Origin of the sequence: Nonomuraea sp. NPDC049607, assembly GCF_040675375.1 — a bacterium.
In the GTDB taxonomy this organism is placed as follows: Bacteria; Actinomycetota; Actinomycetes; order Streptosporangiales; family Streptosporangiaceae; genus Nonomuraea.
Window position 1 is genome coordinate 77416 of the sequence record NZ_JBFAOV010000018.1, and the last position, 12352, is coordinate 89767.

At 69.9% G+C, this 12352-nt stretch carries 11 protein-coding genes and 1 pseudogene; 5 read left to right on the plus strand and 7 right to left on the minus strand.

Features of this window, described 5'->3' with window-relative positions; all coding sequences use genetic code 11:
* Positions 1–215: 215 nt before the first annotated feature.
* Entirely contained in the window at positions 216–1616 is a 1401-nt protein-coding gene (locus AB0J97_RS30710) for an FAD-dependent oxidoreductase (RefSeq protein WP_364094909.1), read from the minus strand.
* Between the two features lie 29 nt (positions 1617–1645).
* Positions 1646–1798 carry a hypothetical protein gene (locus AB0J97_RS30715; protein WP_364094912.1) on the minus strand — a complete coding sequence of 51 codons (153 nt, stop codon included), beginning with the start codon at positions 1796–1798 and terminating at the stop codon, positions 1646–1648.
* A 211-nt stretch (positions 1799–2009) separates the two neighbouring features.
* Here AB0J97_RS30715 and AB0J97_RS30720 point away from each other — a divergent pair, with 211 nt between their 5' ends.
* Complete coding sequence (locus AB0J97_RS30720; RefSeq protein ID WP_364094915.1) at positions 2010–2552, plus strand: hypothetical protein; 543 nt, start codon at positions 2010–2012, stop codon at positions 2550–2552.
* 182 nt (positions 2553–2734) lie between these two features.
* On the opposite strand, the gene AB0J97_RS30725 is transcribed toward AB0J97_RS30720, so the two are convergent.
* Positions 2735–3121, minus strand: coding sequence for a DUF4345 domain-containing protein (locus AB0J97_RS30725; RefSeq protein ID WP_364094918.1), 387 nt, complete (start codon positions 3119–3121; stop codon positions 2735–2737).
* A gap of 76 nt (positions 3122–3197) precedes the next feature.
* Between AB0J97_RS30725 and AB0J97_RS30730 the strand changes: the two genes are divergently transcribed.
* Together AB0J97_RS30730 and AB0J97_RS30735 are read left to right on the plus strand one after the other, a co-directional pair.
* On the plus strand, positions 3198–3797 hold the full coding sequence (locus tag AB0J97_RS30730) for a helix-turn-helix domain-containing protein (protein WP_357701494.1): 600 nt from the start codon (positions 3198–3200) through the stop codon (positions 3795–3797).
* Positions 3798–4458: 661 nt separating this feature from the next.
* Entirely contained in the window at positions 4459–5934 is a 1476-nt protein-coding gene (locus tag AB0J97_RS30735; RefSeq protein WP_364094922.1) for an endo-1,4-beta-xylanase, read from the plus strand.
* Positions 5935–6258: 324 nt separating this feature from the next.
* Here AB0J97_RS30735 and AB0J97_RS30740 read toward each other — a convergent pair whose 3' ends face one another.
* Positions 6259–6765: a hypothetical protein gene (locus AB0J97_RS30740; RefSeq protein ID WP_364094926.1), complete on the minus strand. Its 507-nt coding sequence runs from the start codon at positions 6763–6765 to the stop codon at positions 6259–6261.
* 266 nt (positions 6766–7031) lie between these two features.
* Between AB0J97_RS30740 and AB0J97_RS30745 the strand changes: the two genes are divergently transcribed.
* Positions 7032–8105 (plus strand): twin-arginine translocation signal domain-containing protein, encoded by a 1074-nt coding sequence (locus tag AB0J97_RS30745; protein WP_364094929.1) that lies wholly within the window; start codon positions 7032–7034, stop codon positions 8103–8105.
* Between the two features lie 381 nt (positions 8106–8486).
* Here AB0J97_RS30745 and AB0J97_RS30750 read toward each other — a convergent pair.
* The 3 genes and pseudogenes from AB0J97_RS30750 to AB0J97_RS30760 form a co-directional block, all read right to left on the minus strand.
* Positions 8487–8546 (minus strand): annotated as a pseudogene (locus AB0J97_RS30750) (hypothetical protein); the annotation flags it as partial.
* 134 nt (positions 8547–8680) lie between these two features.
* A complete protein-coding gene (locus AB0J97_RS30755) occupies positions 8681–10321 on the minus strand; it encodes a carboxylesterase family protein (protein ID WP_364094932.1) in 1641 nt (546 codons plus the stop codon).
* 165 nt (positions 10322–10486) lie between these two features.
* Positions 10487–11179, minus strand: a complete 693-nt coding sequence (locus tag AB0J97_RS30760; RefSeq protein WP_364094935.1) for a hypothetical protein — start codon at positions 11177–11179, stop codon at positions 10487–10489.
* A 195-nt stretch (positions 11180–11374) separates the two neighbouring features.
* Here AB0J97_RS30760 and AB0J97_RS30765 point away from each other — a divergent pair, with 195 nt between their 5' ends.
* Complete coding sequence (locus AB0J97_RS30765; RefSeq protein WP_357701476.1) at positions 11375–12004, plus strand: TetR/AcrR family transcriptional regulator; 630 nt, start codon at positions 11375–11377, stop codon at positions 12002–12004.
* The last annotated feature ends 348 nt before the right edge of the window (positions 12005–12352 follow it).

Genomic DNA, 12352 nt, shown 5'->3' on the forward strand with positions numbered 1-12352 from the left:
ACTCCTTAATTCGATGCCGGTCTAAATTATAGGCGGTGGTAGGCGAACGCCGCGAACGCCACGACCACCGCGCTCGTCCGCCCGAGGCCGGCGAGCAGGCGCTCGCCGGGTCGGGGCGGGTCCAGCGGGCCGTGATCGCAGATGAGGCGGAGCGCCTCTCGATGGGCCGCCGTGGGGTGTTCCTCGGACCGTCCTTTCCAGGGGCTTCGGACGTGTCAGCCGCAGCAGGACCCGGTGGAGACGGTGGCCAGGGGCAGCGGGGCGGAGAGCAGGCCGCCGCTGATGCCGCCGGCCAGGCCGACCCGCTGCTCCTGATCCTCGGCCGGGCCGGAGGAGCACACCCCGGTCTCGGGCAGGTCGAGCTGCACGTCGCGGGCGGCCTCCCAGTCGCCGGCCAGCGCGGCGACGACCGATCGAGCCTGCTCGTATCCGGTGGCGAGCAGGAAGGTGGGGGCGCGGCCGTAGCTCTTGACGCCGATGGCGTAGTAGCCGGGCTCGGGGTGGGCCAGCTCGTCCACGCCGTGCGGGGGGACGGTGCCGCAGGAGTGCCGGTTGGGGTCGATGAGCGGGGCCAGGGCGCGGGTGGAGCCGAGGACGGGGTCGAGGTCGAGGCGTAGTTCGGCGGCGATGGAGTGGTCGGGGCGGTAGCCGGTCGCGCTGACGATCCGGTCCACGATGATCGTCCGCTCGGCGCCGGAGGGGGTGCGGCTGGTCACTTCGACACCGTCGCCGGTGGCGCGTACCTGGTGGGTGAAGAAGCCGGTCAGGAGCTGGATGCGACCGGAGGTGACGAGGGCGTGCAGGCGGGTGCCGAGCGCGCCGCGGGCCGGGAGGGCGTCGGCGTCGCCGCCCCCGTAGGCGCGGCCAGCGTTGCCTGCGCGGATGGCCCAGGTGATCGGGGTGTCGTCCAGTTGGGCCAGGGCGAGCAGTGTGGTGGCGGACGAGTGGCCGGCGCCGACGACCAGAACGTGCCGGCCCTCGTAGCGGTGGCGGTCGGTGCCGAGGACGTCAGGCAGGGCGTGGTCGATGGACACCTCGTTCTCGCCATGGGCGGGCAGGCCGGAGGCGCCCAGCGCGTTCGGGGTGGTCCAGGTGCCGGAGGCGTCGATGATCGCGCCTGCCTGCAACTCGCCGCCGTCGGCCAGGCGGATCAGGAAGGGGGCCTGCTCGCGGCCTGCCGTGCGCACCCGGTCGTAGCCGAGGCGGCTGACGGCGGTCACTCGGGCGTCGGTACGCACCCGGTCACCGAACAGCTCGGCCAGCGGGGCGAGGTAGTCGGCGATGATCTCGGCGCCGGTCGGCAGCCATTCGGGGTCGGGGGCGCTCCAGCCGTCGGCCTCCAGCAGGCGGCGGGCGGCGGCGTCGATGTCGTACTTCCACGGGCTGAACACCCGCACGTGCCCCCACTGCGCGATCGACGCGGCGATTCGCTCGCCGGCCTCCAGGACCAGGAAGTCGATGCCGCGTTCGGCCAGGTGCGCGGCGGCGGCCAGGCCGACGGGGCCCGCGCCGATCACGACCACGGGCAGGTCGTCCCGCCGCCCTGAGGTGGCCTGCCGAGGGGCCGTGAGCTGCTCGATCGCGATCGTGGTGGTGCCGCAGCAACTGTCGCTCATGACTGTTTCTCCAGGTGGCGAGAGGGAGGTTAGCGGAAGGACGGGAACGTGGCGTAGAGGCGGGCGCGCTCGATGGCGGCATCGGCGCGGCAGTCGAGGTCGCACACCCGCGAGGTGGCCTTGTCGACGGTGAAGCCGGTCCGCTCGATGGACGGGCGGCGTCGGCTGAACAGAGCGCGCATCACGCACCCCTTTGGATAGAAGTTCATCTAAGCAGGAGTCATCATGCGCCACTGCTTAGATGGAAGTCAAATTAGCTGGCGGGCCGCATGGGCGTTCCGGCGGAGCGTCGTCGGGCCGGTCGTCCACCGAGAGCTCGCCCGGCAGCCCGTTCGAGCGCGCTACAAGAGCGTTGCAGCCGAGCCACAAGTGGGCTTCCCTAGCCTCGGGATCATGTTGACGACCCTGGTTGTGACCGCCTCCCTCCTGTTCACCGGCGCACCCGCGCAGAGCGCGGCGACCAAGCCGCTGACCTTCCGCGGCATGACGCTCCAGATCCCCAGTACCTGGAAAGTCGGGAAAGCAGACAGGTGGGGCGTCCACGTCATGACCGGCGGCTGCGACCGGCTCGCCGTCGAGTGCCGTGGGTTCTACCTCGTCGGGCCGGAGGGCATCTCCCTGGCCCGCCACGGCAACCCCTACGACCCCGAGGAGCCGTACCACCCGGGCAACGGGCTCGCGGCCTGCGCACCCGACAAGCGCTACGTGGAGGACTTCCCCGGCAAGCTCGTCGCCCGCGGTCTCCGCCCGGTCGGTGCGGGACACCAGGCCACCTACCGCGTCTGGCGCGTCGGCTGCACGACGCAGTCGGCCAAGCGGACCGGCGTCTCCTATCAGGAGCGGATCTGGCACCTGCCCAAGTCGAAGATCCTCATCTTCGACCAGTGGAGCGACAGCCGGCTCGGCACGATTCTCAAGCGGGCGACCTGGAGCTGAGCCCGCCGGTCGCGGCGCTCGCGACCAAGGCGAGACAGAGCAGGTACGAGAACGGCCGTGGCGGCAGTGGTGATCAGCCCCGCGCGATCCCGGCGCTCCACGACCTGGAAGGAGTACCGGACTTCCCGCGGGTGGCGCCCGGCACGGTGAAGTGGCGCCCGCGAGCGCCTCCGCCGTGCCGCTCAGGCCGAGTAGGCGCGCTCGTCCTTGTCGGCAAGCCAGAAGAAGACCGGCGGCAGAACGAGTTCGATGACCGCCAGCACGAGCTGGAACCCGTGCGGCCGGCCGGACACGGCGAGCGAGAGCAGCCGGCCCACGCCGCCCAGCAGGAAGACGGCGGCCAGCCACCGCACCACCGTCGCCGGGATCGGGCGCTGCCGCGCCGCCCACACCCATGCCAGCCCGTAGCCGACGAAGGCGGCCCCCATGAACCGGCCCCAGCTGTCGATCGTCGGCCCCGCGGAAGCGGCGCCGGGGATCGCCGCGTTGCCGAGCGCCACGTGGAGCAGGCCGATCAGCACGCAGGCCCACCCCATCAGCCGAGCGAGCGTACGGAGCGCCTTGACCATGATTTCTCCCGCCTTAGTTGACATGTGTCTACTACGGTGCCCGCGCTAGTAGACGTGTGTCAACTAGGCTTGGTCCATGCCTCCACGCCAGCGACTCACCCCTGACGGGCGCCACGCCCAGCTCCTCGCCGTCGGCGCCCGGCTCTTCGCCGCTCACCCCTACGCCGACGTGCTGATGGAAGAGGTCGCCGAGCAGGCCGGCGTGTCACGAGCTCTGCTCTACCGGCACTTCCCGAGCAAGCAGGCCCTCTTCGCCGCCGTGTACCAGCAGGCCGCGGACCAGTTGCTCGCCGAGACGCGGCTCGACCCCGCCCACTCACTGCGGGAGCAGCTCGCGCAGGGCATGGACGTCCATCTCGACTACTTCGTGGCCAACCGCAACGCCGTCCTCGCCGCGAACCGGGTCCTCGCGGGCGATCCGGTGATCCAGACGATCATGTCGAACGAGCTGGACGCACTCCGGGCGAGGCTGCTGGCGGTCCTTCCGCTCGCGGGCGACGACGTTCGCGAGGCCGTCTCCGGGGTTCTGAAGAGCTGGCTGGTCTTCGTCCAGGTCCTGTGTGTCGACTGGCTCACCCGCGAGACCTGCACGCGCGATCAGCTACGCGACATCTGCGTCGGCGCGGCCCTCGGCGCCCTCGAACCACTGCTCGCCGAGAACCCGACGAGCCGCTGAGCGACACGTCGCGGCCGTCGCCCCCCGGCCGCCGGCGCCAATCGATCAGGCGGCCCCTCCACGACGACGAGGTCGCCCTGGCCGACAAGTGGGCCGAGAACGGAAAGATCGATCCCGAGATCAAGAAGTCGCAGCAGGCGGTGGCCAAGGGCATCCGGTCCGCGGCCGGCAGGGGCGCTAAGATGATCTCGATGTCGCTCGGCACCGACGCATGGGCCGACTTCGCGCCGTACGAGGAGGAAGCCGCCGCGGTGGACCATGCCGTAGGTAAGCGCGCACTCCTGCTCGCCGGCTCCGGCAACGGAGAATCGACGGGCTCCCTGGCCACCGACGCCGACAACGTCGCGTCGTCCCCGGCCGCCCGTCCCGGAGCAACCGGCGGGCCGGACGGGGAGGCGGGCGGGCTTCTCCCGGGTGCGCTCGTACATCACGATCGCCGCTCCGGGCGTCGACATCTACAGCGCCTCGAACACGGGCAGGCACAAGCCGGTGGACGCCCCGGTCACCCATCCCTCGTTCTGCCCCGTTCTTCTGGCTGTGGGCGGTGCCGGGGCCGTCTTCGGACCCGCTTGCTGGGCCGGCGTGTTCTCCCTGTTCCGGCGCCCGGCCTCCTGCCACACACAACGAGCTCCCGGCTCGTGATCCGATTACGAAAGAAGAGATGAAACTTTCCCTTTTGTCCCTCGCCGGCATGGGCGCCGTTCTGCTCGGCGTCGCGGCGACGGCCGTCATCCCCGCCTCCTCCGCCGCCGCCGCCGCCGCCGAGGAGACCCTGCGTACCGTGGCGGCGGCGCGAAACCTGCGCATCGGGACGGCCGTCAACGACCGCGCCCTGGAGACCGACAACGGCTACCGCGACAAGCTCAAGTACGAGTTCAACAGCGTGACCCCCGAGAACGCCATGAAATGGGTGAACGTGGAGCCCGAATCCGGCGTGCACACCTGGGCCAAGGCGGACGCCGTCGTCTCCTTCGCCCAGGAGAACAAGCAGATGGTCCGCGGTCACACCCTCGTCTGGCACGGCGGTCTCCCCACGTGGGTCAGCGACGGCTCACTCAGTGACCAGCAACTGCGCGCCGCGCTCCAACAGCACATCGAGACCACCGTCAAGCGTTACGCCGGCCGGGTCGCCGTGTGGGACGTCGTCAACGAAGTCCTCGCCGAGGACGGCACCCTCAGGCAATCCATCTGGCTCAAGCGCCTGGGCCCCGGCTACATCGCCGACGCCTTCCGCTGGGCCCACGCCGCCGACCCCGCGGCCAAGCTCTACATCAACGACTTCAACGCCGAGTGGAGCAACCGCAAGCGGGACGGCCTCTACAACCTCGTACACGACCTGCGGGCCCAGGGCGTGCCGATCGACGGCGTCGGCTTCCAGACCCACGCCATGATCGCCGACCCGATGCCCGCCACGCTGCCGCTGACGCAGCTCAAGAGCACTCTGAAGTTGTTCGCCGAGCTGGGCGTCGACGTGGCCGTCACCGAGCTGGACGTCCGGCTCAAGCTGCCGGTGGACGCGGACAAGCTGGCCGCCCAGGGCGAGGTCTACCGCCGGGCCGCCGAGGCGTGCCTCGCCGTCGCCCGCTGCGTGTCCCTGACCATGTGGAGCCTCACCGACAAGTACTCGTGGGTGCCGTCCGGGGTTCCCGGCTGGGGAGCGGCCCACCCTCTGGACGAGAAGCTGGCCAAGAAGCCCGCCTATCTCCAGCTGCGGTCCGGGCTGACGGAACGGGACTTCACCTCGACCGCCGTCGCCAGCCACTCCGAGAAGTGCCTGTCCTTCTCCGGCACACAGGTCGTCCAGGCGGCGTGCGGGACCGACCAGCGGCTGCTGTTCCGCCGCGTGGCGACGAAGACCTACCAGATCTCCGACCCGTCCGGAGACAAGTGCCTCAAGGTGGGGATCCCGAGGGCGGGGATCCAGGACACCCTGACCCGCGGCTCGTGCGCGCCCTTGCTCACCGACTACCAGTTCGAGCTGCGTCCGTCGGGGGACGGGCAGCAGATCGTGTCCCTCAGCAACTCCAGATGCGTCGCCGTCAAGGACCGGAGCACCGCCACGGGAGCCGTCCTCGAACTGGTGCCGTGCTCGGGCACCCCGGTCTGGCAGCTGACCGACATGCCGGGACACCCGTAGTCCGGAAGGGCCCGGTTCTCGGCGCCCTCCTCGGCGCGACGCATTAGGACGGTGTCGTCACGCGGCTCGGTTGCGAACAGCTTCACTGAGGCCGGGGTTGCGCTCAGGGCGCACGTGGCGGCGAAGTGGTCCCCGGCCGCGAGCTCCATCGCCGGCCGGGAAAGGTGTGTCACCCGGCACAACGCGGCCAACGGCGCGGCGGCGACATCCACTGCGTCACAACGTCGAGCGCGACCTCCGAGACACCGCGCCATAGTGGAGGGCAGGGCAGAGGAACGCCGGGACAGCGGCCGACAGCAAGGCGTCCATCGAAGTCGGGCCGGTTCACAGTGAACCGATGCTCAGGGTGAGCAGGCCGGAGACGCCGGCAAGCCCTTGCTCGGTGAGACAGGCCTGAGGCTTCGTGCTGAACATGGGGAACGTGCCGGTCCACCGCGCTCCCTTGAACTCGCCGTCGACCACCACACCCTTGATCAGAACGAGGCTTTCCGCGCCGTTGAGTGAGACGGCGGAAGTGGAGGACAGCGTGCTGGTGTTGCCGTTGTTCCACGTGATCCTCCGGCTGCCCGCCCTCGTGCCAGAGGTGCAGGAGAACGTCCCTGTGGCGGAGAAGGTCGACGTGGCCTGGGAAATGGTGGGATCACTGCTGGAGACGCACTCGATCAAGGGGGCCGTCCCGCTGACCGTGACCTCCCGGGGCTGATCGGTGAGGCCGGGGGTGTAGGTCACCGTCTGGGAACCGGTGCACTTGGTCAACCCGATCGCGGCGCGTGCGCCGGTCGCGACCGGGACGAGCATGGCGACGAGCAGCGCAAGGCCGCCGATCGCCATCCCGGCGAACCGAGGCCCGCGTGAGGTGGACACGAACGGCGGAACGCCCTTGAGGATTGACATGCCCTCTCCTGCCTACGACGCGGTCGCTTGCCCCGAACCTGAGAATCCGCAGGCCCACTACTTACCGTTACCATACACAAACATTAAGTCAACCTTCCGGCCCAGGGCAGCTTGGGCCGGAGTGGGAGTGACGGTGCGGCGAAGGGCCTGGGGTCGGCGGACGATCTCGTCGGCGCTGCGGCTTTCGAGAGGCAGGTCAGACAGTGGTCACACGCAGAACATTCCTCGGCACCGCCACCGCTGCCGGCGCCACGACGCTGCTCGGCGGCAACGTACTCCCCGCCGCACGTACCGGCACATCCCCGTCGCACGCGGCCGGACAACGACCGGCACGCGACGCGATCCGTGCGGTCAACGCCGACACGCGGCGGAACTACGCCGCGCTGAAAGCCGACCTCGTCAACCACCTGAGCCCGGTCATCGTCGTCCAGAACGACCATCGGGGTGGTCTGTACAGCCTCGTCTCGAACGGGCAGGCACTGGAGTCGCTGCACCCGGTCGACGAGATCTTCGAGCTGGCGAAGTCGATCGCCCACCTCCCGCTGGGCATCTTCACAGTCATCGCCCCATACCTGCCCAAGCAGGTCCCAGCTTTCCAGAACGCCAGAATCGATCCGCACGACCTGGACATGGTCGCGTTCAAGGGGCCGGGGGACGGCTGGGTCGAGCCACTCAAGGACGCCTCCGCCACGATAGCCACGGCCCGGCGGCAACTCGACGAGGCGAGACTCCCACCTGGCCTTCAGCAGTCGTGCGCAAACATCCTCGACAGATCACGCGAATTCATCGCCGACACCGCACGAAGCCGCTCCTTCGACATGAAGTCCTTCGAGGACTACTCGGGCAGCGTGTACCCGAACATCCGCACCAACATGCACTGGGCATGCAAAGTGCAGATCGAAGGCGTCGCGGACATCATGACCCGCTGGCGCCGACAGCTCGGCGATGACGCCTGGAAAGGCCTGTACGTCGTCGTCTTCACGATCTGGACCACATCCTCCCGGAACCAGAACTCCGTCATCATCAAGAAGTTCATGGACCCGGCACAGGCCGACACCCACCTGATCGACCTATCCACGGCCGAGATCCCCTCCAAGCCGATCCCCGTCGCCCTGGACAACGTCGCCCGGATCGTGCAGGACAACATCGCCGCAGAGATGATCTTCTGCACCGACACGAAACTCGCGAACGCGCTCAAGGGCCCGGACGAACTTCTGTCCGACGACATCCTGCGACTGCTCGGCCGTGCGCCCGGCGCGCAAGATCAGGCATGCTGATGCCCTTGAAAGCCCTGGCCTCTGCGCGGGGCCGACTGGATTCAGCACCTCATCGAGCCGACACGCCCGTTCGGCCCCGACACCACGTCGACGGCCTCGCCCGATAAATGATCAGCGAACGCAGGGCCGAGCAAACCCGCCGGCACGCCGTCGCTGCGCTGCGGGCAGGTCGGCGCGCTTCAACGCGGCTGGCTGGTGGGGTGTGCCCGCGGGGTGGCCGCCAGGCTGTAGCCGTGCAGGACCGGACGACGGACTACTTGGCCAGGAGCTTGAGCCGCCCTTCGGAGGTGCTGCCCGGTTCGGCGGTGTAGACGGTGAGGCCGTACACCGTCCGTCGTGGACGGCCCACTGGCGGCGGAACTCGGTGCTGAGCGTGGACAGCTCACCGACGAGGTCGCACGGGGCGCGGTCGTGCGGCTCACGTCCGGCCTCGGCGCGCATGGATACACGACGAGGCGTTGCCGGCACCAGTCGGTTGTGCGCTCCGTGCCGTGGCGGTGAAGCGCTCGCTGGGGGCGCTCGTCTTCGCCGTTCCGGTCAGCCTGCCGCCCGCTCGGCCGACCCGATATCTCGGATCAGGTCAGGGGTTTCCAGAAGTCGCAGCGGTGCTCGCGGGCGAGGTTCACCTCGCCGATCCCGTTCTGGCCGGTGGCGAGCGACAGCACCTGGCCTCCGGGCGCGTCGTAGGGCGGCCAGCCGGTCGCCCCGTCGCCGTTGGGGTCGCCGGAGTGGGCGAAGCGGGTCCAGTAGCCGATCATCTCGTCGGAGAGCCGCCGCTGCTCCGGTGACAGGTCATGGCCGGCGTACGCGCGCGAGAACAGGTACTGGAGTTCCCCCGCGTGGTAGGCGCCTGTCGGGTAGCTCTGTGGGGCAGCGTCCTTGAACCACGGCGCCGTCCGGTCGGAGAATTCGTAGGCGAAGGTGGGCACGTACCGGCCCAGCAGGTCGTTCATCTCGACCGCGGGGCAGGCCCAGGCCCAGTCGGTGAGCGTGCCGGCCATCGCCCAGCTCGTCGAGCCCTTGTAGTCGCTCAGTGGGTAGCGGCGGATCACCTTCGCGGTCTGCTTGTCGTCCAGGCCCAGGAACGTGCCGAGCACCGCGGGGTAGTCCTTGGGGGCGATCGGGCCGCCCGCCTCGACGTCGAAGCCGACCTGGAAGGTGACGTGCTCATCCCGGGTGATGCCGTGCATGACCGGCACCTTCGCGAACTCGCCGGACCTGAGCTGGCGTACCGGATCCCGGGGAAGCACTCCGGCGCCGTAGGCCGGCGCGAGCCCGCGCGGACCGACGGCCTTCAGCAGGACGGACACGGGCTTGGAACGCAGGCAGGCAGCCGCCGTGCGAAGGTCGGCGCAGCCGGCCGCGGTGGCGATCTCGATGGCCTGCCTCTCCGCCTGCGCCCGCGGCTTGGGACGCCAGGTCTCCGCGTCCGGTCCGGCCGTGCTCGGGGCCCACGGCCAGCGCAGGGTGCACGGCCCGCTCTGCATGATGACGCGCTGGAACAGCCCCCGCGACCCCGGGGCGGTCAGGTGGACGCAGCTCGACATCCCGCCGGCGGACTCTCCGAAGAGCGTGACGTTGTGCGGATCGCCGCCGAACGCCGCCGCGTTCGCCCGCACCCAGCGCAGCACCGCCTGCTGGTCCTCGATCCCGAAGTTGCCGGACCCGTGCCGGGCCGGGCCGCCGTTCAGCGCGGGGTGCGCCAGGAATCCGAGCGCGTTGAGACGGTAGTTGAAGGTCACCACCATGACGTCGCCCTTGGCGGCCAGCCGTTCGGCGCCGTAGATCGCTCCGGAGCCGCCCAGGAAGCCGCCGCCGTGGATCCACACCATGACGGGCAGCTTCCCGGTGGTGCGCCTCGGCGTGGTGACGTTGAGATACAGGCAGTCCTCGGCGGTGCTCGGCTTGTCGCCGATGAAGTCCATGACCTGGGCGCACGCGGGGCCGGGACGGGTCGCGGCGCGCACCCCCCTCCACCCGGCGGCGGGTCGCGGCGATCCCCATCTCAGCGCCCCCACGGGCGGCGCCGCGTACGGGATGCCCTGGAAGAGCCGGTATTCGTCGCGTAACGTGCCGCGGACGAGGCCCGTCTCGGTGCGGACCACCCCCGGATCATCACCGGCCCGGCGGCCCGCGGCCGTCGCCGGTGGGGCTGCGGCGAGCGCGGTGACCAGGCAGGCGAGCACGGTCATGGGCGTCCGAAGGACGTTTCTCATGGGATTCCTCAATGTGGGTGAGACGGGAGAGTCCTGGCTCAGGAGACCGGAGACCCGATCACTTCGACGGGGTCGCGCCGCATGGCGTACGGCATGAAAGGTCTCCGGTTTCTTGGAGCGGCGGCGCAGCCTTGCGCGCCGCTGCTCGGCGCATGCGTTTCCGGCCTATTGCGCAGGTGCCACGACCGCGGCCGTTCCGGTGCCGGGGGCCGCGGGGGCGGTACGGCGAGCGCCGCGGAGCAGGCTGACGCTGACGGCGAGGGTCCACAGACTCCAGAGGGCGCCCATGCTGGCGGTGGTGCCCCAGCCTTGCGCGCTGTAGAAGTCGGCGGCGTCGTCGCCGAAGTACACGGCGGGCAGGAAGGCGAGGTTGACCGCAGCGAGAACGTAGGCGGAGTGTGCCACCCAGCGCGGGAGCAGACCGAGCCGGGACACCGCGATCCCCAGGGCGATCAGGAAGAGGCCCATGAGGAGCCTGGAGACGGCGCCCTGCATGAGGTACTGGGCGCCGGCGAAGGGCCCCTCCATGGTGGTGTCGATGTCGTGGTCCACCGTGATCGCCGCGCCCACCTCCATGGACTGCGGGACGAACACCATGGCCACCCACAGCAGGCCGGCGTTCTGGACGATGCCGGCGACCCAGTCGTAGGCCGGGTCGACGTGGCGGATGAGCTGGCGGAGCCCGACGAAGTAGACGATGTAGACGGTGCAGCCGGTGATGCCGAGCAGGCTGCGGGTCAGGACGTCCCAGTCGGGCGGGGTCTCGTAGATGAAGTACAGCGGGACCTGGATGATGATCAGGAGGCTGGCGGCCAGGCCGGACAGGCCGGCGTACCTGCGGATGGCGGTCTCGGACACGATGGGTGCCCTCCTTACGAGAGTCGCGACAAATAAAACTGGGATCTCGTTAATTGCTCCTCAACGTAGCCGTGCCGCCTCGCTAATACAACCCCGGTTTTCTTAGTTGCCCATTTCGGCGTTTAAAGGGGACTGGGGTTGCGTTAAACTGGCCTCCAGGCAGGATGGCAGTCACGCGAGCAGAGGAGCCATGTCTTGTCCGAGGACCGCCCGGCACCGGGGACGATGCGACCGCGCGGGCGTACCGAACGGGTGCGCGCCGCCGTCCTGGCCGCCACCCGTGCCGAGCTGGAGGCCCATGGGTACGCGGAGCTGAGCATGGAACGCGTGGCCGAGCTCGCGGGCGTCGCCAAGAGCACGGTGTACCGGCGATGGCGCGACCCGGTGGGCCTGCTGGTCGAGCTCATCACCGACCTGACCAGCTCCGAGGTGCCGCTCCTGGACACCGGGTCGATCGAGGTGGACCTGCGCGGGCTCGCGGTGGGCATCCACCGCTTCTACAGCGACCCGGTCTGGCGCCCGGCGATGCTCGGACTGATCACGGCGGCAGCGCTGGACCCGAGGGCGGCGCAGGCGTTGCACGACTTTTTCCGGACCCGCAACGACATGGCCGCCGAGTCGGTGCGGCACGCGATCGAACGCGGTGACCTCCCGCCCGACACCGACCCGGTCCAGGTGATCCGATCGGTCGGCGCGCCGTTCTACTACCGGATGCTCGTCAGCCATGAACCCATCGACGAGACCGTCGCCGAACAGGCCGCCGCGGCCGCTATCGCCGCCGCGAAGGCGGGAGCGTATCCCGTCCGGCCGGATCAGAAGGGTTGAGAAGAGGAGTCGGCACCTCGCTTGCCTCGTCCGCTCCCCCGGTGCGGCGTTCCGATCTCAGCCGACGGCCCAGCCGGCCCAGCCACCGCCAGGGCTGCTGCGCCTCGGTAGGACCGTCCGGTTCCCGCGTGCCGTAGCCGCCGTAGTAGCCCCCATCGGGTGAGACAGGCGGAAGAGTCATGGCAGGTCCTTCCTCAGGAAGGTGGTGCGCGGAAAGCGCCGGTCCGGTGTGAAGGCGGCCGGCGCGGTGCTGCGGGCCTTCGCGGGGTCCGGCCCGCAGCAGGGGGGAAGACAGTCGCTCGCCCCCGTTCCAGGCCCGAGCTGGTGCAAACTCACCAGATCCCCGTG